General features: G+C 64.8%; 19 protein-coding genes, 1 tRNA gene and 1 other RNA gene. 17 read left to right on the forward strand and 4 right to left on the reverse strand.

The window, feature by feature from the left end:
- Positions 1 to 4 precede the first annotated feature (4 nt).
- Genes hflK through ACKVEX_RS02430 form a run of 5 tightly spaced genes read left to right on the forward strand, consistent with a single transcriptional unit; the run spans position 5 to position 4,806 of the window.
- Entirely contained in the window at positions 5 to 1,264 is a 1,260-nt protein-coding gene (gene hflK, locus ACKVEX_RS02410; RefSeq protein WP_473214081.1) for an FtsH protease activity modulator HflK, read from the forward strand.
- Positions 1,264 to 2,145 (forward strand): protease modulator HflC, encoded by an 882-nt coding sequence (gene hflC / locus ACKVEX_RS02415; protein ID WP_473214082.1) that lies wholly within the window; start codon positions 1,264 to 1,266, stop codon positions 2,143 to 2,145. Before hflK ends, hflC begins: the two co-directional genes overlap by 1 nt.
- A gap of 4 nt (positions 2,146 to 2,149) precedes the next feature.
- Positions 2,150 to 2,335 (forward strand): DUF2065 domain-containing protein, encoded by a 186-nt coding sequence (locus ACKVEX_RS02420; RefSeq protein WP_473214083.1) that lies wholly within the window; start codon positions 2,150 to 2,152, stop codon positions 2,333 to 2,335.
- Positions 2,336 to 2,337: 2 nt separating this feature from the next.
- Positions 2,338 to 3,492, forward strand: a complete 1,155-nt coding sequence (locus tag ACKVEX_RS02425) for an ATP phosphoribosyltransferase regulatory subunit (protein ID WP_473214084.1) — start codon at positions 2,338 to 2,340, stop codon at positions 3,490 to 3,492.
- A gap of 3 nt (positions 3,493 to 3,495) precedes the next feature.
- Entirely contained in the window at positions 3,496 to 4,806 is a 1,311-nt protein-coding gene (locus tag ACKVEX_RS02430) for an adenylosuccinate synthase (protein ID WP_473214085.1), read from the forward strand.
- A 100-nt stretch (positions 4,807 to 4,906) separates the two neighbouring features.
- Here ACKVEX_RS02430 and ACKVEX_RS02435 read toward each other — a convergent pair.
- A tRNA-Leu gene (locus ACKVEX_RS02435) sits at positions 4,907 to 4,991 on the reverse strand.
- A gap of 38 nt (positions 4,992 to 5,029) precedes the next feature.
- Between ACKVEX_RS02435 and rnr the strand changes: the two genes are divergently transcribed.
- Together rnr and rlmB are read left to right on the forward strand one after the other, a co-directional pair.
- Positions 5,030 to 7,531 carry a ribonuclease R gene (gene rnr, locus ACKVEX_RS02440; protein WP_473214086.1) on the forward strand — a complete coding sequence of 834 codons (2,502 nt, stop codon included), beginning with the start codon at positions 5,030 to 5,032 and terminating at the stop codon, positions 7,529 to 7,531.
- A gap of 70 nt (positions 7,532 to 7,601) precedes the next feature.
- Positions 7,602 to 8,324 (forward strand): 23S rRNA (guanosine(2251)-2'-O)-methyltransferase RlmB, encoded by a 723-nt coding sequence (gene rlmB / locus ACKVEX_RS02445; RefSeq protein WP_473214279.1) that lies wholly within the window; start codon positions 7,602 to 7,604, stop codon positions 8,322 to 8,324.
- 141 nt (positions 8,325 to 8,465) lie between these two features.
- On the opposite strand, the gene cls is transcribed toward rlmB, so the two are convergent.
- Together cls and ACKVEX_RS02455 are read right to left on the reverse strand one after the other, a co-directional pair.
- Complete coding sequence (gene cls / locus ACKVEX_RS02450) at positions 8,466 to 9,899, reverse strand: cardiolipin synthase (RefSeq protein WP_473214087.1); 1,434 nt, start codon at positions 9,897 to 9,899, stop codon at positions 8,466 to 8,468.
- 28 nt (positions 9,900 to 9,927) lie between these two features.
- Positions 9,928 to 11,823 carry an SLC13 family permease gene (locus ACKVEX_RS02455; RefSeq protein WP_473214088.1) on the reverse strand — a complete coding sequence of 632 codons (1,896 nt, stop codon included), beginning with the start codon at positions 11,821 to 11,823 and terminating at the stop codon, positions 9,928 to 9,930.
- A gap of 350 nt (positions 11,824 to 12,173) precedes the next feature.
- Between ACKVEX_RS02455 and ACKVEX_RS02460 the strand changes: the two genes are divergently transcribed.
- From ACKVEX_RS02460 to ffs, 4 genes are all read left to right on the forward strand, one after another.
- A complete protein-coding gene (locus ACKVEX_RS02460) occupies positions 12,174 to 12,923 on the forward strand; it encodes an MBL fold metallo-hydrolase (protein WP_473214089.1) in 750 nt (249 codons plus the stop codon).
- 37 nt (positions 12,924 to 12,960) lie between these two features.
- Positions 12,961 to 13,959, forward strand: a complete 999-nt coding sequence (locus ACKVEX_RS02465; RefSeq protein WP_473214090.1) for an amidoligase family protein — start codon at positions 12,961 to 12,963, stop codon at positions 13,957 to 13,959.
- Positions 13,944 to 14,621 (forward strand): gamma-glutamyl-gamma-aminobutyrate hydrolase family protein, encoded by a 678-nt coding sequence (locus ACKVEX_RS02470; RefSeq protein ID WP_473214091.1) that lies wholly within the window; start codon positions 13,944 to 13,946, stop codon positions 14,619 to 14,621. The genes ACKVEX_RS02465 and ACKVEX_RS02470 overlap by 16 nt, the downstream gene beginning before the upstream one ends.
- A gap of 161 nt (positions 14,622 to 14,782) precedes the next feature.
- Positions 14,783 to 14,881: signal recognition particle sRNA small type (ffs, locus tag ACKVEX_RS02475), an RNA gene on the forward strand.
- Between the two features lie 165 nt (positions 14,882 to 15,046).
- Here ffs and cfa read toward each other — a convergent pair.
- Complete coding sequence (gene cfa, locus ACKVEX_RS02480; protein ID WP_473214092.1) at positions 15,047 to 16,267, reverse strand: cyclopropane fatty acyl phospholipid synthase; 1,221 nt, start codon at positions 16,265 to 16,267, stop codon at positions 15,047 to 15,049.
- A gap of 181 nt (positions 16,268 to 16,448) precedes the next feature.
- Here cfa and dnaX point away from each other — a divergent pair, with 181 nt between their 5' ends.
- From dnaX to ACKVEX_RS02510, 6 genes are all read left to right on the forward strand, one after another.
- The gene (gene dnaX / locus ACKVEX_RS02485) at positions 16,449 to 18,413 is read left to right on the forward strand and encodes a DNA polymerase III subunit gamma/tau (RefSeq protein ID WP_473214093.1); all 1,965 of its coding nucleotides are present in this window, start codon (positions 16,449 to 16,451) and stop codon (positions 18,411 to 18,413) included.
- Between the two features lie 22 nt (positions 18,414 to 18,435).
- Positions 18,436 to 18,759 (forward strand): YbaB/EbfC family nucleoid-associated protein, encoded by a 324-nt coding sequence (locus ACKVEX_RS02490; protein WP_473214094.1) that lies wholly within the window; start codon positions 18,436 to 18,438, stop codon positions 18,757 to 18,759.
- Between the two features lie 54 nt (positions 18,760 to 18,813).
- Positions 18,814 to 19,407, forward strand: coding sequence for a recombination mediator RecR (gene recR, locus ACKVEX_RS02495; protein ID WP_473214095.1), 594 nt, complete (start codon positions 18,814 to 18,816; stop codon positions 19,405 to 19,407).
- A gap of 278 nt (positions 19,408 to 19,685) precedes the next feature.
- Positions 19,686 to 20,279, forward strand: a complete 594-nt coding sequence (gene petA, locus ACKVEX_RS02500; protein WP_473214096.1) for a ubiquinol-cytochrome c reductase iron-sulfur subunit — start codon at positions 19,686 to 19,688, stop codon at positions 20,277 to 20,279.
- Between the two features lie 3 nt (positions 20,280 to 20,282).
- Positions 20,283 to 21,551 (forward strand): cytochrome b, encoded by a 1,269-nt coding sequence (locus ACKVEX_RS02505; protein WP_473214097.1) that lies wholly within the window; start codon positions 20,283 to 20,285, stop codon positions 21,549 to 21,551.
- The gene (locus ACKVEX_RS02510) at positions 21,548 to 22,303 is read left to right on the forward strand and encodes a cytochrome c1 (protein WP_473214098.1); all 756 of its coding nucleotides are present in this window, start codon (positions 21,548 to 21,550) and stop codon (positions 22,301 to 22,303) included. Before ACKVEX_RS02505 ends, ACKVEX_RS02510 begins: the two co-directional genes overlap by 4 nt.
- The last annotated feature ends 58 nt before the right edge of the window (positions 22,304 to 22,361 follow it).

Here is a 22,361-nt window from a genome sequence, read left to right on the forward strand (position 1 = left end):
GCTAATGTCACTGAATGATCCTCGCTGGGGTAACCAGGGGAATGACGACGACAAGCGCGGCGACAAGGGTCGTGGCGATAACCAGGGGCCCCCCGATCTGGAGGATGTCTGGCGCGATTTCAATCAACGCCTGTCAGGCATCTTCGGCGGCAAGCGTGAAGGCGGCAACCGTCCGAATGGCGGCGGTTCCGGCGGTGGCGGAGGCGGTCCACAGTTGCCGCAGATCTCGTTCAAGCAGTTCGGCGGCGGCATCGGGGCGTTGCTCGCGCTACTGCTGGTGGTTTGGCTGGCCAGTGGCTTCTATACGGTCGATGCCAACCAGCGCGCGGTGGTGCTGCGCTTCGGCAGTCCGGTCGAGACGACACAGCCAGGTCTGCGCTGGCGGCTGCCCTATCCGATCGAGCGGGAGGAGATCGTCGACCTTTCCGGTGTGCGTACCGTCGAGATCGGTTACCGCGGAGCAGAGCGCAACCGGGTCCTGCGCGAAGCCTTGATGCTCACCGATGACGCGAACATCATCAACATCCAGTTCGCGGTGCAGTACATCCTGAAGAGCCCGGAAGACTACCTGTTCAACAACCGTTTTCCGGACGACTCGGTGATGCAGGTCGCCGAGACGGCGATGCGCGAGATCGTCGGCCGCAACACGATGGACTTCGTGCTGTATGAAGGCCGTGAGGACATCGCAGCGACTGCGCAGGAGTTGATGCAGGCCATCCTCGATCGCTACGAGACCGGCATCCTGATCAGCCGCGTGACGATGCAGAATGCCCAGCCGCCAGAGCAGGTGCAGGCAGCGTTCGACGACGCGGTCAAGGCCGGGCAGGACAGGGAGCGTCTGCGCAACGAAGGTGAGGCTTATCGCAACGATGTCGTGCCGCGTGCGCGTGGTGCGGCGGCGCGACTGATCGAGGAGGGCAATGCCTACCGCGAGCGGGTCATCGCAAATGCCGAGGGTGAGGCGTCGCGCTTCACGCAGGTCTATACCGAGTTCAGCCGCGCGCCTGAAGTGACCCGCGAGCGCCTCTATCTGGAGACGATGCAGGAGGTCTTCTCCAACACCAGCAAGGTCATGATCGATTCGGACAGCAATGGCAACCTGTTGCTGATGCCGCTCGACAAGCTGCTGCAGGGGGGCGAAGCCCGAGTGAACGAGCGTTCGGCCGCTCCGGTAACGAATCCGTCACCGATACGGCAGAGCGAGCCGGTTTTTGACCCGCGTGATCGTGACATGATGCGCAGCCGTGATCTGGGAGCCCGTTGATGAGTAACAAGCTGAACATTCTGGTCGGGGTACTGGTCTTCCTCGGGGTGCTTGCCTCGATGACGCTGTTCAAGGTCGACAAGCGCGACTTCGCGATCATCTTCCAGTTGGGCGAGATCAAGGAAGTGATCAGCGAGCCGGGTCTCAAGGTCAAGCTGCCGTTGATCCAGAACGTGCGCTATTTCGACAAGCGGATCCTGACCATCGATTCGACCGAGCCCGAGCGCTTCATCACGGCCGAGAAGCAGAACGTGCTGGTCGACCATTTCGTGAAGTGGCGCATCATCGAGCCGCGCCTGTACTACGAGTCGGTGGCCGGTGACGAGGTGCGTGCGCGCACCCGGCTGTTGCAGACGGTCAATTCCGGCCTTCGGGAAGAGTTCGGTCGTCGGACGGTGCCGGAGGTGATCTCGGGTGAGCGTGATCGCATCATGGAGAACATGCGTATCCGCGCCGACACCGACGCGCGTCAGATCGGCGTGCAGATTCTCGACGTGCGCCTGAAGCGGGTCGATCTGCCGACCGAGGTGTCCGAGTCGGTCTATCGCAGGATGGAAGCTGAGCGTCTGCGTGTGGCGAACGAACTGCGTTCAGAAGGCGCCGCGATTGCGGAGCAGATTCGGGCTGATGCCGACCGGCAGCGTGAAGTCATCATTGCCGAGGCCAACCGAGAGGCCCAGATACTCAAGGGTCAGGGCGATGCGACGGCGATCTCGACGTACGCGGCTGCGTTCGAACAGAATCCGGAGTTCTTCTCCTTTTATCGCAGTCTCGAGGCCTATCGCAGCAGTTTCTCGGGCAAGAGCGACGTGATGGTGGTCGATCCAAGTTCGGACTTCTTCAAGTTCCTGAAGTCCCCGACCGGGGCTGTCGACAACTGAGTCGATGGGCCAATCCTTGCTGATGGCTTTCGCGCTGATGCTGGTGCTCGAAGGCCTGCTTCCCTTGGTCGCGCCGGCACGCTGGCGCGAGACCTTTCTGCAGCTTGCCCGGCTCGCCGATGGACAGATCCGTTTCATCGGACTCGCGTCCATGCTGGTCGGGCTGCTGATACTGTTCCTGGTGACTTGAAGATGCGTTGGGTTCTCCCCGAACACATACAGGATGCGCTTCCGCCCGAGGCGGAACAGCTCGAGCGACTGAGACGCGAGTTGCTCGACACGTTTCGCGCCCATGGCTACCAGTTGGTCATGCCGCCCATGCTCGAGTACCTGGACTCGCTGACCACCGGTGCGGGTCGCGATCTGAAGCTGCGCACCTTCAAGCTGGTGGATCAGCTGTCCGGCAGGACCATGGGCGTGCGCGCCGACATGACCCCGCAGGTCGCTCGCATCGACGCGCATCTGCTCAACCGCAGCGGTGTGTCGCGGCTGTGTTACTGCGGCAGCGTGCTGCACACCCTGCCGTCGACGCTGACCGCGACCCGCGAACCGCTGCAGCTCGGTGCCGAACTCTATGGTCACGACGGGCTGGAAGCGGACATCGAGATCATTCGTCTGCTCGCCGACGTGATGCGGCTCGCCCAAGTGCCGGCCAGTCGCATAGACCTCGGTCACATGCGCATTTTCAAGGCCCTGGCCGCCGGCGCCGGGCTGGTACCCGAGCGGGAGGAGGCGTTGTTCGATCTGCTGCAGGCCAAGGATCTACCCGATCTGCAGGGCCTGCTGGCGGATGTAGCCGAGCCGATGCGCTCGGCGCTGCTCGCCCTGCCGGCGCTCTACGGCGGCCCGGAGATCCTGGACGAGGCGGCCGCGCGCCTGCCCGCATTGCCGGAGATCCGCTCCGCACTGGTCGACATGAAGCGCCTTGCCGATGCGCTGGTCGAACTGCCGATCAGCTTCGACTTTGCCGATCTGCGCGGCTATCACTACCACAGCGGCCTGATGTTCGCTGCCTATGGCGACGGCTCGCCCGGCGCGCTGGCGCTGGGTGGTCGCTACGATCAGGTCGGAGCGGCCTATGGGCGTGGCCGGCCCGCGACCGGTTTCAGTCTGGATCTGCGTGAACTGGTCGCGAATCCGCGCGTCGATGCGCCGATGGGCGCGATCCTGGCGCCGGACGACCGGGATCGGGCGCTGAGCGACATCGTCGATCGCCTGCGAGCCAGGGGCGAGGTCGTCATGTCCGAACTGCCTGGCCACGCGGGAACTTGGAAGGAAGCCGGCTGCGACCGGCAACTGGTCAGGCGGGACGGCAGCTGGTCGGTCGAACCGCTTCAGGGAGAGTGAGAAATGGCAAAGAACGTGGTCGTGATCGGCACCCAGTGGGGTGACGAGGGCAAGGGCAAGATCGTCGACTGGCTCACCGATCATGCCGAAGGGGTGGTCCGCTTTCAGGGCGGCCACAATGCCGGCCATACGCTGGTGGTCGGGTCGGATGTGTACAAGCTGAATCTGGTGCCGTCCGGCATCGTGCGTGCGGGGGTTGCCTGTTACATCGGCAATGGCGTGGTGCTGGATGTGCACCATCTGCTCAGCGAGATTCGCACGCTTGAGGCGGGGGGCATAAAGGTGCGCAACCGCCTCAGGATCAGCCCGGGATGTCCGTTGATCCTCGGCTACCATGTCGCACTCGATCACGCACGCGAGGCGGCCCGTAATCCGGAGAGCAAGATCGGCACCACCGGCAAGGGGATCGGCCCGACCTACGAGGACAAGGTCGCGCGGCGGGCGCTGCGGGTCTACGACCTGTTCGATCGCGAGCGCTTCGCGGAGAAGCTGAAGGCCAACCTCGAATATCACAACTTCGTGCTGACCCAGCATCTGGGCGCCGATCCGGTCGAGTTTCAGGCAGAGTTCGACCGCGCGATGGCGGATGCCGACGAGATTCGCCCGATGGTGGCTGACGTGTCGGCCGAGCTTTACGCGGTGAACAAGACCGGTGGCAGCCTGCTGTTCGAAGGTGCGCAGGGCTCCTTGCTCGACATCGACCACGGCACCTATCCGTTCGTGACGTCGAGCAATTGTGTCGCCGGTCAGGCCGCGGCGGGGTCCGGCGTCGGCCCCGGGCGCCTGCACTACGTGCTAGGCATCACCAAGGCCTATTGCACCCGGGTCGGTGCCGGGCCGTTTCCGACCGAACTCGACATCGACACGGCCGGCACACCGGGCGAGCAGATGTCCACCAAGGGGCGAGAGTTCGGCACTGTCACCGGCCGCAAGCGGCGCTGCGGCTGGCTCGATCTGGCGGCGCTGAAGCGTTCGATCATCATCAACGGCGTGACCGGGCTGTGCATCACCAAGCTCGACGTGCTGGACGGCCTGACCGAGCTGCAGTTGTGCACCGGCTACATTTTCGACGGCAGGCGGATCGATCTGCTGCCGATGGGCTCGGAGGAGGTCAGGCGCTGCGAGCCGATCCTGGAAACCATGGCGGGCTGGAGCGGAACCGCTTATGGTGCGCAAAGCTGGGAAGCCCTGCCGCAGGAGGCACGAGCCTACCTGCACCGCATAGAGGAAATCTGCGAGATTCCGATCGACGTGATCTCGACCGGTCCCGAGCGGGATGAAACCATACTGCGGCGTCACCCGTTTGGCGCCTGATCACAGGGGTGAGAATGAGCGCCTGGCGGGCGCTCATTTGTTTTCCAGCCGCCCTGAAAAGCAAAAAGCCGATCCTGAGATCGGCTTTCAACCTAAACTGTGGTGCCCAGAAGAGGACTCGAACCTCCACGCCTCGCGGCACTAGTACCTGAAACTAGCGCGTCTACCAATTCCGCCATCTGGGCACGAGCCGCGCATTATAAGCACTCACACAACAAAGTCAATGAAAAGAAAACACACGAACACACAATCCGAAGGGGTGGGCAGCAGCACGGCCGCACTGAGTGCGGTCCGCAGGGCCGATCCGTTTCTCGAGCGCGAGATCGCGCAATATCCGAATCCGCTGCCGAGCCGGGAATATGTCGAACAGGTGCTCGCCGAGCAGGGCGTGCCCCTGCGCTTCGAGCGTCTGTGCGAACTGCTCGATATCTCGGAAACGGAGGTCGAACTGTTCGAGCGTCGCCTGCGTGCGATGGAGCGCGATGGCCAGGTCATCCGCAATCGTCGCGGCGCGCTGATCCTGCCGGACAAGGCCGATCTGATCCGCGGCCGGGTCGTCGGGCATGCGGATGGCTTCGGCTTCCTGATCCGCGACGACAAGCAGCCGGACGTGTTCCTCGGTCCCAAGGAGATGCGCGAGGTCCTGCATGGCGATCGCGTCATCGTGCGGATCTCCGGCACCGACCGCCGCGGTCGGCCGGAAGGCAAGATCGTCGAGATCCTCGAACGTGGCAACACCCGCGTGGTCGGGCGGGTACTGATCGAACACGGCATCCTGCTGGTGGTCCCGGAGGACCGGCGAATCGCGCAGGACATCCTGGTTGCGCCGGGTGGCAAGCCGCTGCAGGAAGGCCAGGTCGTCACGGTCGAACTGATCGAGCAGCCGAACCGCAACGCGCAACCGATCGGACGCGTGGTCGAGGTGCTCGGCAATTACGCCGACTCGGGCATGGAGATCGAGATCGCGCTGCGCAAGCACCAGCTGCCTTTCGACTTTTCGCCCGAAACGATGGAACTCGCCCGCAAGCTGCCGGCGAAGGTGCGCAAGAAGGACTGGGCCGGGCGCGAGGACATCACCGAACTGCCGCTGGTCACGATCGACAACGAGACGGCCAAGGACTTCGATGACGCGGTCTATTGCGAGCGTCAGGGGCGCGGCTTCCGGCTGATCGTCGCGATCGCCGACGTATCCCACTACGTCGAACCGGGCTCACCGCTCGACGAGGATGCGCTCGAGCGCGGCAACTCTGTCTATTTTCCGCGTCGCGTGATCCCGATGCTGCCCGAAAAGCTCAGCAACGGTCTGTGCTCGCTGATGCCGCAGGTCGAGCGCCTGTGCATGGCCTGCGACATGAGTATCTCCCCGACCGGCGCGATCAAGGCCTACCGCTTCTACCCGGCGGTGATGTTCTCGCATGCCCGTCTGACCTACACCGAAGTCGCGGCCGCGCTGTACGAGCAGGACCCGGCGCAGCGCGAAGCGCTCAGGCCCTTGTTGCCGCATCTCGAAAACCTGGACAGCCTGTTCCGGGTGTTGCTCAAGGCGCGCGCCAAGCGGGGTGCGATCGACTTCGAAACCACAGAAACCCGCATGATCTTCGACGACAACGGGAAGATCGAGCGGATCGTCCCGGAAGTGCGCAACGACGCGCACCGCGTGATCGAGGAATGCATGCTCGCCGCCAACGTATGCGCATCCGAATTCCTGCAGGCGCGCGAACAGCCCGCGCTGTACCGGGTGCACGAAGGGCCGACGCCGGAGAAGCTCGAGAAACTGCGAACCTTCCTGGCGGAATTCGGCTTTGGCCTGGCTGGCGGCGACGAACCCAAGGCGAAGGACTACGGCGCGCTGCTCGATCAGGTCAGGAACCGCCCAGACGCGCAGTTGCTGCAGACGGTCATGTTGCGTTCGCTGCGGCAGGCAGTGTACAGCCCGGACAACGTCGGGCATTTCGGCCTCGCCTACGAAGCCTACACGCATTTCACGTCTCCGATCAGACGCTACCCTGACCTGCTCGTGCATCGCGCGATCAAGGCCGCGCTGCAGTCCGAGAAGTTGCCCGCAAGCGACTGGGATGCGGTCGGATTGCACTGTTCGCAGACCGAAAGGCGTGCTGACGAGGCCACGCGCGACGTAGTGTCCTGGTTGAAGTGCTACTACATGCAGGACAAGGTCGGCGAGGAGTTCGTCGGCAGCGTGTCGGCAGTGGTCCCGTTCGGACTTTTCGTCGCGTTGGACGACATCTTCATCGAAGGTCTGGTGCACATATCCGACCTGGGCAGCGATTACTTTCACTTCGACGAAACACGCCACGAATTGGCCGGACAGCGCACCGGCGTGCGCTACCGCCTGTCGGACCGGGTGAGGGTGCAGGTGGTGCGTGTCGACCTCGCGACTACCAAGATCGACTTCCGGCTGGTCGAGGAGGACCCGGCCCTCGGGCCGGCATCGTCGCCAGGGCCATCTGCGCCGGCCGCAGGCGCACCCAAGACGGTATCCGAGCGAAACAAACGGAGGCGATCGGCGACCGGCGGCCCGTCCGCCGCAACGCCCGAGACGCCGCCCGAGGGAACGCCGCGGAAGAAGGGGGTGCCGAAGGTGACTGCAGCAAGCCCGTCGAAGGCCAAGCCGGCGGGCGGTGGACGCAAGGCGGGCGCGGGCGACGCGAAGCCGCGGAACAAGTCGCCATCGCCGGCGCGGGCAAGGGGAAAGCGCCGTGGCTGAACGATCCAGGCGTGGCAAGCACCGGGACGCCCGGCCGGATGAAGCGGATACGCATGCAGGCGGGAGTCGGCTGATCTATGGTTTTCATGCAGTGCTCGGCAAGCTGCGTCGTGATCCGGAGGGCGTCTTCGAGGTCTATCTGTCGTCGCAACGAAACGACATGCGCAGCAAGGACGTATCGAAGCTGGCCGAGTCGCAGGGCGTGAGACTGATCCTGGCCGAAGCGGATCGGCTCGATCGGATGGTCGGCACCCGTCGTCACCAGGGCGTTGTCGCGCGCGTCGACGCACGCCAGCGTGAATTGAAACTCGCCGACGTGCTCGAGGGACTGGAAGAGGATGCGCTGCTGCTGGTACTCGATGGGGTGCAGGATCCGCACAACCTCGGTGCATGCCTGCGGGTCGCCGATGCCGCCGGGGCGCATGCGGTCATCGCGCCCAAGGATCGCGCGGTGGGTCTCAATGCCACCGTGATCAAGGTCGCCAGTGGCGCGGCGGACACGGTGCCCTATGTCACCGTGACCAACCTGGCGCGCAGTCTGCGCGAGATGCGCGAAGCGGGTATCTGGGTGATCGGCGCGGCCGGTGAGGCGGACAAGACCCTCTACCAGATCGACCAGAAGGGGCCGGTCGCGTGGGTGCTCGGCGCCGAGGGTGACGGCCTGCGCCGGCTGACGCGGGAAACCTGCGACGAACTCGCTCAGATCCCGATGCATGGCAGCGTAGAGAGCCTGAACGTATCGGTCGCGAGCGGAATCTGTCTGTTCGAGGCGCGACGCCAGCGCGGCGGCTGACGCGCGGCACTTCCTGTGGTTCCTGTCTGCCCGAGTTGCGCAACATGATTGCAGCTGTTTTGGCAACCGTCTGACGCAGCGCACCTGAGCCTTTTCGCCGCGCGCCGGCCGATGCTCATCCGCCCTGGCGCGGCCCCCGGATCAAAGCACTGGCGCGGTCAGATAGGCGGCGCGCGACGCGACGCGGAACCACCACGGTCGTTCCGTGATGTCCTCCGGCACCATTTCGCGCGCGCGGGCGAAGTCGCGTTCGAACATGGCCTCCATGTCGCGGGCGAAGGCCGCGTCCACGACCCACGCGGTGATCTCGAAGTTGAGCCTGAATGATCGATTGTCCAGGTTGACCGTGCCGACCGCCGAGGCAGCGTCGTCGATCAGTATCGTCTTGCCATGCAGAAAACCGGCGTCGTAGCGGTAAATGTGAATGCCGGCCTCGAGCAGCGGGCCTATGAACGCGTAGGCGGCGAGATAGGCCAGCGTGTTGTCGGGCCGTTCCGGGATCAGCACCCGTACATCCACGCCCCGAAGCGCGGCAAGCTTCAATGCGTTTCGTACCGATTCGTCCGGCACGAAGTACGGGCTCGCGATCCAGGCCCGATGTCGGGCCGAGGCCAGCGCATGCTGCACCATCAGGCTGGCGGTCTCGAATCGGTCGGCCGGCCCGCTCGGCACGATCAGTACCGGCGAACCATCTTCCGCGGCGGCGGCGGGCTGCCAGTCGAAGTCGAGGATCTCGCCACTCGCCCAATGCCAGTCCTCCAGAAAGGACAACTGCAGGCTGAACACCGCAGGGCCTTCGAGCTTCAGGTGAGTGTCGCGCCAGGCGCCAATCCGGACGTCGCGCCCGAGGTACTCGTCCCCGACGTTGAATCCACCCACCCAGCCGCTCTGTCCGTCGGCGACGATGATCTTGCGGTGGTTGCGGAAGTTGAGCTGGAAGCGGTTTCCGGCGCCACGGGTGGAGTGAAAGGGTCTCACCTGCACGCCCGCCGCGCGCAACTCGTCGACATAGCGCCGCGGCAGACGGTAGCTGCCGATCTCGTCGTACAGGAAATGCACCTTCACGCCGGCGCGGGCCTTCGCCTCCAGCCGGCGCTTGAGCTCACCGCCCAGCTGGTCGTCGCGCACGATGTAGAACTGCACCAGCAGGTAGCGTTCGGCCGCATCGACGCCGGCCAGCATGCTGTCGAAGGCGGCTTCGCCGTCGATCAGTAGTTCCGCGCGGTTGCCGCCCAGCAACGGCAATTTCGCCAGGCGCTCCATCACCTGCAGTTCCTGTTGCGCGGTCGGCAGCGAGGTCGCGTGCTCGTCCACATGAGTCATCTTGTGCGCGAGTTCGCGGTAGAGCCTGTTGTCGTCTTCCTTGCGGCCGATGACATAGCCGTTGAAGCGATTGCGGCCGAATACCCAGTAGGCGGGTACCGAGACATACGGAAAGGTGCTCAGCGACACGATCCACGCGACTGCGCCGGGTGCGGTGCGCGTGGACATCAGCGCGTCAATCGAAGACAGGATGCCCAGCGTGTGGGCGAATAGCAGGGCTGCGAGCACCGCCCGCTTCCGGGTCAGCCGCATCGGTCGCTCCGTAACATGGGTGTCGACGTCACAGCGGCCATACGAGCAGCAGCAGCGGCACGCTGACCGCGACGACCAGCGCTTCCAGCGGCAGGCCCAGGCGCCAGTAGTCGCCGAACCGAAAACCGCCCGGACCCAGGATCAGCGTGTTGTTCTGATGACCGATCGGGGTCAGGAAGGCGCAGGATGCGCCGATCGCGACCGACATCAGGAACGCGTCGGCACTCACTCCGAGTGCGTTGGCGGCGCCGATCGCGATCGGGCACATCACCGCGGCGGTGGCCGCGTTGTTCATCAGGTCGGACAGGAACATCGTCACCAACAGGATCAGCGTCAGCGCGACGATCGCGTGGCCTTGCGCGACCGACTCCATCAGGAAGTGCGCGATCAGCCCGGCCGTGCCGGTCGATTCCATCGCACCGGCCACCGGGATCAGCGCGCCGAGCAGCACGATGACCGGCCAGTCGATCGCGCTGTACACCGACCTCGGCGGCACAGTGCGCAATGCCATCGAAGCGAGCACGCCGATCGCGAATGAGATCGCGGCGGGAAGCAGGCCAAACGCGGCGCCGCCGACCGCAAGCGTCATGATGAGGCCGGCGGTGAGCGCCTGGCGCCGGTCCGGGATGCGCAGTTCGCGCTCGGCCAGCGGCACGCAGCCCGAGTCGGAGGCGAACTCGGTCAGCGCCTCCGGTGGCCCCTGCATCAGCAGCAGGTCGCCTGGCTGGATCCTGAGCCTGCGCAGGCGGGCCTTGGAGCGTGCCCCTTCGCGCGACACCGCGAGCAGGTTCAGGCCGTAGCGCGTGCGCAGCAGCATGTCCTTGGCCGAGCGTCCGGTGATCGCGGACTCCGGGCGGACCACCAGTTCCATCAGCACGATCTCGTCGGACGCGGGCTTGCGCGGCTCCGCTTCGTCCGCATCGTGTTCATCGTTTGAGGAGGTCACGCGCTTGCCGTCGGCGCGCTTGCGTGGCGCCCTGCGGTCTTGCGCGGCCCTTTCATCCGTATCGTCGTCAGCGCTGGACGCGCCGGCCTCCTCCAGTGTCAGGCCCAGTCCGGACAGCACGTCGGGCAGGGCTTCGATGTCGGCTTCGATGACGAGAATGTCGCCCGCCAGCACCTTGCGTCCGGCCTGTGGCGCGGTCAGGCGCACGTCGTTGCGGACCAGACCGACCACCTGGGCGTCGCCTTCCTCGAGTGCGCGCTCGATGTCACGCAGGCTCATGCCGACGGCCTTGCCGTCCCGCGTCACACGGACCTCGGTGAGATAGGCGCCGGTTTCGAAGCCCTCGGTATCGGACCGCTTGCGGGCCGGGACCAGGCGGTAGCCGACTGCGGCAATGAACAGCACGCCGACTACGGCCACCGCCAGGCCGACCGGCGTGAAATCGAACATCGCGAACGAACCCCTGCCGGTCTCGGCCCGAAACCCGGACACGATCAGGTTGGGCGGTGTGCCGATCATCGTCGTCATGCCACCCAGAATCGTGCCGAACGCGAGCGGCATCAACACGCGGCCCGGCGGGAGTTCGAGCCGGGTCGCCAACTGGATCGCGACCGGCATCAGCAGCGCCATCGCGCCGACGTTGTTCATGAAGCCCGACAGCACCGCACCGAGTCCCACCAGCGTCGCCAGACTCAGCGCAGGGCCGGTGTTGGTGGGTAACGCATGACGCGCGATCAGGTCGACCGCGCCGGACGTCTGCAGTCCCCGGCTCAGCACCAGCACGCAGGCCACGGTGATCACCGCCGGATGGCCAAAACCGGCGAACGCCGCCTGCGGCGGAACCAGCCCCGCCAGCACGCATGCAAGCAGGGCGCCTGCGGCCACCATGTCGTGACGCCAGCTTCCCCACAGGAACATCGCGATCGTGGCGAGCAGAATCGCGAGAATCAGCAACTGTTCGTTCGTCATCGAATCCATTCGAGATCCGCCGCGAGCACCGGGTGCGCCCGGCGCGCAGCACAATGCGCTGCGCCGCACGGGCCAAGTCTGTTCATGGCGCATGCACCTGCCTGATGGTGCGACACAGCCGTAGCTTAATGGATTAGCCGGCCGTGCGAATCGATGTTCGACGTGGGGTGCGTCGCGCTCGTGATCGCCGTCAGCCTGTCGACGAACAGGACTTCGCCACCGAACAGGCCTCGCGCGTCCGCGCTTCGATCCGTTCCGGATGGTCGAAAGGCTTTCCGCGATCCGGTCTTCAGGCAGGCACTCGTTTCATGCTAAGTTGAAACCATGCGGTGAGCGTTTGCGGCGGAGGAGGGACGGGGATGATTTTCAGACAGTTGTTCGAACCGGTATCGAGTACCTACACTTACCTGATCGGCTGTGACGAAACGGGCCAGGCGCTGCTGATCGACCCGGTGCTGCCAAGCTGGGAGCGCGATCTCGAGGCGCTGGGCAGCCTTGGCTTGCGACTCGCCTTCACCCTCGATACCCACATCCATGCCGATCACATCACCGCGGCGCGAAAACTCCGGGACGAGGTCGGGAGCCGCATCGCCTGTCCGGCCCTCGATCGTCTTCCGTGCGCAGACATCGGACTCGAGGAAGGGATCCCCTTCGAACTCGGCAGCATCCGGCTCGACCCGTTGTTCACGCCCGGCCATACCGATGGTCATCATGCCTACCGCGTCGGCGAGCGCCTGTTCACCGGTGATGCCTTGTTGATCGACGGCTGCGGACGTACCGACTTTCAGAGCGGCGACGCGGAAACGCTGTATCACAGCGTGCGCGACAAACTGTTCGTTCTGCCGGACGATACGCTGGTGTATCCGGGGCATGATTACCAGGGCCGGAGGGTATCGTCCATCGCGCAGGAGAAGCTGCGCAATCCCCGTCTGGGCGGCGACAGGACGCTGGCTGAATTCGTGAAGATCATGCGTGAACTGGATCTGGCCTATCCCAGATTCATCGACTATGCGGTGCCGGGGAATCGTGAGTGTGGCGTCTGTCCCGGCGGCGTCCCCGATGAACTCCAGCAGTACTGCGAACAGATCGCCGAGAGTCTGCAAGGCTGACTCGGTCTTGCCTGGAGCCGATTCAAGGAGCGCACCGATGACAACATCATCACCGGATCTGAAGCAGCCGCCATGGCTTAAGAATGCCGACGGCGATACCCGCCGGGTCGGCGTCGAGATGGAGATGAGCGGACTGGCGCTCGATGCGCTGGCCGCGTGTGTCGCCGATTTCGTCGGCGCCAGGGTCGAGACCCGCGGCCGTTATGAGCGCGTGCTGGAGGGCGATCCAGCGGGCGACTGGATCGTGGAACTGGATTTCGACCTGCTCAAGCGGCTCGGCCGCGAAGCGCGCAAGGACGAGTCGATTGCGGACGAGCTCGGTCGCTCGGCGGAGGACGTGCTCGCATGGGCGGCCGAGGCACTGGTGCCGCTGGAGGTGGTCAGTCCGCCGCTGCCGCTGCATCGCCTGGACGACATCGAGCGGCTGATCCTGCGCTTGCGCGAGGCCGGTGCCCGGGGCACCTCCGACAGCCTGATCAATGCCTTCGGTCTGCAGTTCAATCCGGAGCTGCCGAGCACCGATCCGGCACTGATCACGGCCTGTCTGAAGGCCTTCCTGTGCCTGTACGACTGGCTGTCCACGCGTGCGGACATCGATACGTCGCGTCGCGCGACCAGTTACGTCAATCCCTTTCCGATGGGCTATGTGAGGAAGGTGATCGATCCGGACTACTGGCCTGACCAGGCGACCCTCATCGACGACTATCTGGCCGACAATCCGACCCGCAACCGCGCGCTCGACATGTTGCCGCTGTTCAAGTTTCTGGATGAGGTCCGTGTGCGCAGACACGTCCAGGATCCGTTGATCAAGGCCCGGCCCACCTTTCACTATCGCCTGCCCGATTGCGACATCCACAAGCCGGAGTGGGGTTTCCATCTGGCGTGGAACGACTGGGTCGAGGTCGAGCGCCTCGCAGCCGATGCGTCGCGGCTGAATGCCTGCTGCGCCGCATACCGGGCTTTCCTGAGCCGGCCGCTGGATCGCTGGCTGGGTGACTGGACGGCGGAACTGGAGGCCGCGTGGCTGGACCGGTGATCGCGATCACCGGTCCGGTCCGCGGGGCGTTCGGGCCACGTGCACTGGTCGCGCTGGCGGTATGGCTCCATGGCGGGCGCGCCCTGCAACTGCGCCCGGGCCAGGATCCGGCCGATTTCCGTTACCAGGGGGTGGTGGTGACCGGCGGGCACGATGTGGAGCCGGTGCTGTACGCGGCGGAGCCCGAGGTCGAACCCAATTACGATTCCGAGCGGGATGCACTCGAGAGCGCGGTGATCCGGGATGCGCTCGATCGAGGCCTGCCGCTGCTGGGCATCTGTCGGGGTGCGCAATTGCTCAACGTGTGCCGCGGCGGGACCTTGTTCCAGGAACTTCACTCGAAGCGGGAGAAGACATCCCACCGCTGGACGGTGTTGCCGCTGAAGACCTTGTGCGTCGAAGACGGCCAGGACAGTCTGCTCTCCCGCCTGATGGGACGGGGCCGCTTTCGTATCAACAGTCTTCACAAGCAGGCGATCGACCGCGTGGGCGACGGGTTGCGCGTGAGCGCGCGCGATCTGGACGGCATCGTCCAGGCGGTGGAAGATCCGCATGCCGATTTCCTGCTCGGGGTGCAGTGGCACCCGGAGTTTCTGATCTACATGCGCCGCCAGCGTGCGCTGTTCGGCGAATTGGTCGAGCGTGCGCGCGCGTCGATGTGAACCGGTGGGTCGCACTGCGCAAGACCAAGAAAGGGTGCGTTCCGGCGGAGCGGGGGACGGACTGGCGTTCTTCGAGGAAGACTTTCCGGACCGCGAGGGCTGCTGCAGTATGGGGCTCGGTCGGTTTGTGCGAAGCTATAAGCTGGTACAATGGCGGCCGTGGCGGGTCTCCCCGCATTGCAGCGCGGTGAACCTGGTCAGGGCCGGAAGGCAGCAGCCACAGCCGTATCCTGCAAGTGCCGGGGGTCAGGCTCGCCACCCCTGATTCTGGCTGTGACGACAAGCGACAGTCGCCGATTTAGGCGCCTGTCGTGCTTTCCATCTACCCGTCGGGGGCGAATTCGCCCGCCGGACACCGTGTCGAGCAGCATCATGATCACGAGATCGCCGATGGGCCCGATGCGCTTGGACCCGCCACAATCGGTTCAGCTCCCGATCCGCCGGTAACCGCCCGCAACGCCCCGTGGGGACATCACCAGTTGCCACAGCTGCGTGGTGCGCGCCCGGAAGGTGCCGGCGCAGGCGAGCAGGTAGTAACGCCACATGCGGCGGAAACGTTCGCCGTAGCGCTCGCCGAACTGCGGCCACATGGCCTCGAAATTCGCGTGCCAGGCCATCAGTGTCCGATCGTAGTCGGCGCCGAAGCTGTGCAGGTCCTCGGTGATGAAACTGTCCTCGGAGGCGTCGGCGATCTGTCCGAGCGAGGGCAGGTCGCCGTTCGGAAAGATGTAGCGGTCTATCCACGGATCGGTCGGATCCCGCCGCAGGTTCTTGCCGATGGTGTGAAGCAGGAACAGACCGTCGTCGGACAGCGCTCGCCTGGCGACCTCGAAGAAGACTCTATGGTTCTTGTGTCCGACATGCTCGAACATGCCGATCGACGCTATCCGGTCGAAACGATCCTCGATCTGGCGATAGTCCATCAACCGGAATTCCACCGGCAGCCCTTCGCACAGCATGCGGCCATGTTCGGCCTGCTCCCGGGAGATCGTGACGCCGACGCAGCTGACCCCGTAATGTCGCGCCGCGTGACGCATCAGGCTGCCCCAGCCGCAGCCGATGTCGAGCAGACGCATGCCGGCTTCGAGGCCGAGCTTGCGACAGATCAGATCGAGCTTTGCCGACTGCGCCGCGTCGAGATCGCCGCCGTTCTCGATGCCCGCCCAGTAGCCGCAGGTGTAGGCCATGGTCGGGCCCAGCATCGCGGCGAAGAAATCGTTGCCCAGATCATAGTGCCTTTCGCCGACCTGCCAGGCACGGCGCAGGTTCTGCAGATTGAAGAGGCGGGCGCGCAGACCCTGAACCAGCCATTCGGTGGTGCAGACCTTCCGGTCGAGTTGATGGAGCAGGATCCGGCAGATGAATTCGTCCAGCCGGTCGCAGTCCCACCAGCCGTCCATGTAGCTCTCGCCCAGTCCCAGACTGCCGCTGGCAAGGATGCGGCTCGACGTTTCGCGGTGGTGGACCCGGATGTCCCACGGGCGGTCACCGTCGACGGTGATGCCTGCCTGCGCCAGCAGCGAGGCCAGCGTATCGCGGGCCTGATCGTTGGTCCTGCGGCGGCGCTTGTAGGCGTGAGCCGCCGGGGTCCTGCTGGCCACGCCCGCATTCGGGTCGGAGATCTCGGAAGGTGCTTTTCCCATCATCGTCCTCATGCCTGAACAAGGTGTGGAGACTGTGAGGGATCGCCCGGGTGGATCCACACGCGGGCGGTATGTCAACCAAAGTCTAGCCTACGTGCGGGGCCACGAAAAGTCGCGACTGCCCGGTTCGTGTCGGCGCAAATGTGCGACCCGGCGTGTTGCATCCGGGCTAAAATCCGTCCCCATGAGCTATCAGGTACTCGCGCGAAAATGGCGACCGAAGTCCTTCGGCAAGCTGGTCGGCCAGGAACATGTCGTCCGGGCCCTGTCGCATGCGCTCGCCACCGGCCGTCTGCACCATGCGTGGCTGTTCACCGGTACGCGCGGCGTCGGCAAGACCACCATCAGCCGCATCCTGGCCAAGGCGCTGAACTGCGAGACCGGTGTCACGGCGGAACCCTGCGGGCAGTGCTCCGCATGCGTCGCTATCGACGCCGACCGCTTCCCCGACTATGTCGAGATGGACGCCGCGTCCAATCGCGGTGTCGATGACATGGCGGCGCTGCTGGACCAGGCGGTGTATGCGCCGGTGCAGGGCCGCTACAAGGTCTACATGATCGACGAGGTTCACATGCTGACCGGCCACGCGTTCAACGCGATGCTGAAGACGCTGGAAGAGCCGCCCGAGCATGTCAAGTTCATCCTCGCGACCACCGATCCGCAGAAGATCCCGGTGACCGTGCTGTCGCGCTGCCTGCAGTTCAATCTGAAGCAGATGCCGCCGGGTCATATCGTCGACCATCTGGCCCGCATCCTCGACGCGGAGCAGGTGACCCATGACGCGGCGGCCTTGCGGCTCATCGCCAAGGCCGCCTCCGGCTCGATGCGGGATGCGCTGTCCCTGCTCGACCAGGCGATCGCGCATGGGGCGGGCAGGGTCGAGACGGAGCAGGTCGGCAACATGCTGGGTGCGGTCGGTGACGACCACCTGTTCGGCGTGCTCGACGCACTGGCGCAGGGGGATGTCGCCGGGCTGCTTGCGGTGGCCGACGACATGGAAGCCCGGAGCCTGTCGTTCGAGGCCGCGCTGCAGTCTCTGGCCTCGCTGTTGCATCGGATCGCGCTGGTTCAATTCGCGCCTGCGGCCGTCGCCGATGCGGCCGAGCGGACGCACCTGCTGGGGTACGCACGGCAGTTCGACGCCGAGTTCCTGCAACTGGCGTACCAGATCGTGATCCACGGCCGCGGCGAGCTGTCGCTTGCGCCGGATGCTTATGCGGGCTTCACGATGACGCTGCTGCGGCTGCACGCTTTCCGGCCGGAGCAGCCGACTCCTTTGGGCGGCGGCGCGATCGCCGGGGGCGGTGGCGCCGGGCGTGCCCGCGCTATGGAGGCCCCCGCGGCGGCGGAAAGCGTCGCGTCCGCGCCTGCCCGGACGCCGTCTGCGACAGAGCGGTTTTCGGCGCTGCGGTCGCAGTCGCCGCGTCCGGACGACCCGGTCGGGACGGCCCTGGTCGCCGTGGTCAGAACGAGCACCGATGCATGCCCTCCCGACCGCGCTGATCGGGCGGATACGCCGCATGTGGCCGGTCGCGTCGGAGGCGTGTCGACATCGTCGCGCGGCGGCCCCGAACAGGCGCATTCCGGTGACGTTCCGCCGTGGGAGTCCTTGCCGCCCGAAGCAGCCGGGGATGCCGACATGCCGAGCCCGGACCGTGCCGAGGACCAACCCATTCGAATCCAGCCGCAATCGGCAGCGGCGCAGCCCTCGAGGTTGGAGGGGGTCCCGCATGAAGCGGCCTGTGACAGCCTCGAAGCGGCGCTGGCGGCGGGAGACTGGCACGCGGTGCCGCGCCTGATCAGCCTCGGAGGCATGGTGCGCGAGCTTGCACAGCACTGCGAGTGGGTGTCGCTGGCCGACGACGTACTGACGATCCGGTTGTCACGGGCCCATCATCATCTGCTCGACATGAACCCCGGGCTGGCGACCCGGCTGGGGGATCTGATCTCCGAGCGGCTCGGGCGCAGCCTGCGCCTGAAGGTCGAACTCGGTGAGATCGCAGGCGAGACGCCGGCCCAGCGCGATGCCTCGGAACGGCGTGCGCGTCATGTAGAGGCGGTCGCGGCGCTCGAAAGCGACCCTTTCGTGCGCGAACTGATAGAACGATTCGATGCCACGCTGATCGAGGCGTCGGTCAAACCCCTTTGAATTCAACTCAGGAGTGACAAGCATGATGAAAGGCGGAATTGCGGGCCTGATGAAGCAGGCCCAGCAGATGCAGGAGAACATGAAGAAGATGCAGGACCAGCTCGCATCGGTCGAGGTCGAGGGTCAGTCCGGCGCCGGCATGGTCAAGGTGTTGATGACCTGCAAGTACGACGTGCGCCGGGTCAGCATCGACGACTCGGTGATGGACGACAAGGAGATGCTGGAGGATCTGCTCGCCGCTGCGGTGAATGATGCGGTACGGCGCGTGGAGACGACCACGCAGGAGAAGATGGCCGGTTTCACCGCCGGACTGAATCTCCCGCCGGGCATGAAGCTGCCCTTCTGATGCGGCTCCGCTCGCCCTCCCGGGCCGTGTCGCCGGACTAGGCAGGCCTCGAGCATGTCGCCTTCCAGCCTGGACGAGTTGATCGAGTCCTTGCGCTGCCTGCCGGGCGTCGGTCCGAAGTCGGCCCAGCGCATGGCCTATCATCTGCTGCAACGCGATCAGCGCGGGGCGGGGCGGCTCGCCCACGCGCTGGACGACGCCCTGCGGCGGCTCAGGCACTGCGAACGCTGCAACACCTTCACCGAGTCCGAGGTCTGCCAGCGCTGCGCGAATCCGCAACGCGATGCCCGTATGCTGTGCGTGGTCGAGATGCCCGCGGATCTCGCGATGATCGAGCAGACACAGGCGTACAAGGGGCTCTACTACGTGCTGATGGGCCGCTTGTCGCCGCTCGACGGGGTCGGGCCGCGGGAGTTGCGGATCGATAAACTGCTCGCCCGCGCGGCAGACGGCGTGGTCGAGGAGGTGGTGCTCGCGACCAATTTCACGAATGAAGGCGAAGCGACGGCGCACATGATCTCGGAATTGCTGTCGGCGCGCGGCCTTCGCGTGAGCCGCCTTTCGCGCGGCGTGCCGGTCGGGGGCGAACTGGAGCATGTCGACTCGGGCACCATTGCCCAGGCCCTGCTGGAGCGGCGCACACTCTGAGGTTGCGCGCGGCGCCGGGTATATGCGGCGTGCGCTTCGGGCTTCGCCTGCGTCCTGTTGGACTTGCATGCGATCGATGCGACAGGTCGAATCATGAGGCCGAGGTCGACGCTTGCTTGTTGCAATGCAGCAACATCAAGGCCTCCAGAACTTCGCGAGCCGCACATAAAGCGTTGATCGGTCGGCGCGTTCGTCACAGGTGCTTTTTCTGCTGCGGCGTTTCGCCTATAATGACGCGGTTTTTGAACCGGAATTTGCACTCCTTTCAGGAAGAGGTCATGAGCGTGGATCAAAAGATGGACAGTAGTCGTCGTACATTGCTGGTCGCGACTTCGGCGGCGGGCGGTGTCGCGGCGGTGGCCACGGCAGTGCCGTTTGTCGCCAGTTTGACGCCTTCGGATCGGGCCAGAGCGGCCGGCGCGCCGGTCGAGGCGAACATCGCCCAGCTTGCTCCCGGCGAGATGATGACCGTGGAATGGCGCGGCAAGCCGGTCTGGATATTGCGGCGCACGCCCGAAATGCTCGAATCCCTGGAGAAGACCGACCCACTGGTCGCCGACCCGGAGTCGAGGCAACCACAGCAGCCGGACTATGCCCAGAACCAGCACCGCTCGATCAAGCCCGAGTTTCTGGTCGCGGTCGGCATCTGTACCCACCTCGGGTGTTCGCCGTCCGAACGCTTCCGCACCGGCGCAGCCAGTGGTGTCAGCGACGATTGGCCCGGTGGTTTCTTCTGCCCGTGTCACGGCTCCTTCTTCGATCTGGCGGGTCGCGTGTATCGCAGCATGCCGGCGCCGACCAACCTCGAAGTTCCTCCTCACAAGTACCTCACGGACGCCACGCTGGTCGTGGGTGAAGACGATAGGGCCTAAGCGATGACGACCAAATCTCAGTCTATGTTGAACTGGATCGACGCGCGCTTTCCGCTGACGTCGAGCTACAAGGCGCACCTGTCCGAGTACTACGCGCCGAGAAACTTCAATTTCTGGTACTTCTTCGGTTCGCTGGCACTGCTGGTGCTGGTCATTCAGATCGTGACCGGCATCTTCCTCGTCATGCATTACAAGCCGGATGCCAGTCTCAATGTGTCCGGCATTCCGGTCGCGTTCGCGAGCGTCGAATACATCATGCGCGAGGTGCCGGGCGGATGGCTGATCCGCTATCTGCATTCCACAGGTGCGTCGGCCTTCTTCATCGTAGTGTATCTGCACATGTTCCGCGCACTGCTTTACGGTTCGTATCGCAAACCGCGCGAACTGCTGTGGATCTTCGGCGTGCTGATCTTCCTGGTGCTGATGGCCGAGGCCTTCATGGGCTATCTGCTGCCATGGGGGCAGATGTCGTTCTGGGGGGCGCAGGTCATCATCAACCTGTTTTCCGCGATTCCGGTCATCGGCCCGGACCTCTCCACCGTGATTCGCGGCGATTTCGTGATCGGTGACGCGACGCTGAACCGCTTCTTCGCGCTGCACGTGATCGCGGTGCCGCTGGTGCTGCTCGGTCTGGTGGTCGCCCACCTGATCGCGCTGCACGAAGTCGGGTCGAACAACCCGGACGGTGTCGAAATCAAGAAGAAGAAGGACGCGAACGGCATTCCGCTCGATGGCATTCCGTTCCATCCGTACTACACGGTCAAGGACATCGTCGGGGTCGGCGTGTTCCTGTTCTTCTTTTCGTGGGTGGTGTTCTTCATGCCCGAGGGGGGCGGTTACTTCCTCGAGTACAACAACTTCATCCCGGCCAATCCGATGGTGACGCCGCCGCACATCGCGCCGGTCTGGTACTTCACGCCGTTCTACTCGATCCTGCGCGCAGTCACCTTCCCGTTGTTCGGTATCGATGCGAAGTTCTGGGGCGTGGTGGCGATGGGTGCGGCGGTCGTGATCCTGTTCTTCCTGCCGTGGCTGGATCGCAGCCCGGTGAAGTCCATTCGCTACCGTGGGCCGATCTACAAGATCGCGCTCACCGTCTTCATCGTGTCCTTCTTCATTCTCGGCTATCTGGGCGTGCTCGCACCGACGCCGGCGCGCACCCTGCTGGCGCAGATCTGCTCGGTGCTGTACTTCGCATTCTTCCTGCTGATGCCCTGGTACAGCAAGATCGACAAGTGCAAACCCGAACCGGAAAGGGTGACCTCCAAATGAGTATGCGTATGATCAAGACCTTCAAGCGGTTCGCAGCGGCGCTGCTGTTCGCACCGGCATTGGCGTTCGGAGCCGCTGCCTCGCTCAACCTGGACCGTGCGCCGGTCAGTACCGATCCGGCCGCGCTGCAGCATGGCGCCAAACTGTTCGTCAATTACTGCCTTAACTGCCACAGCGCGAGCTTCGTGCGTTACAAGCAGTTCAATGAGTTCGGCCTCACCGATGACGAGATCCGGAACAATCTGATGTTCACCGGCGAGCGCATCGGCGACCTGATGAAGATCGCGATGAGGCCGGGCGATTCCGCAGGGTGGTTCGGCGCGGCACCGCCCGACCTGACCCTGGTCGCGCGGCAGCGCAACTCGGGCGACGGCAGCGGCGCGGACTGGCTTTACACTTACCTGCGGCAGTTCTACCGTGATCCGGCGCGGCCGACCGGCTGGAACAACCTGGTCTTCCCGAACGTCGGGATGCCGCACGTTTTCTGGCAGCTCCAGGGCGACCAGGTCGCGAACTTCACGGAGAACGGCGACGGCACCACCAGTGTAGCGCTCGAGCTGGTCAAACCGGGCGCTATGTCGGCCCAGGAGTACGACGAGGCGGTCGCCGACCTTGTGTCCTTCCTGGTGTGGATGGGTGAGCCGGGTGCGGAAAAGCGCAAGTTCATCGGATATTTCGTATTGATCTTCCTCGTCGGGTTCTCCATTCTGGGCTACGCACTGAAGAAGAATTACTGGAAAGACATCCATTAAGCGCAGAGCGGTGCGTCGGCCCCGAGCCGATGTGCCTGCCGCGCCCTACGCACCACGC

The organism is Denitraticella aggregata, from assembly GCF_048158365.1.
In the GTDB taxonomy this organism is placed as follows: domain Bacteria; phylum Pseudomonadota; class Gammaproteobacteria; order Burkholderiales; family Rhodocyclaceae; genus Azoarcus_F.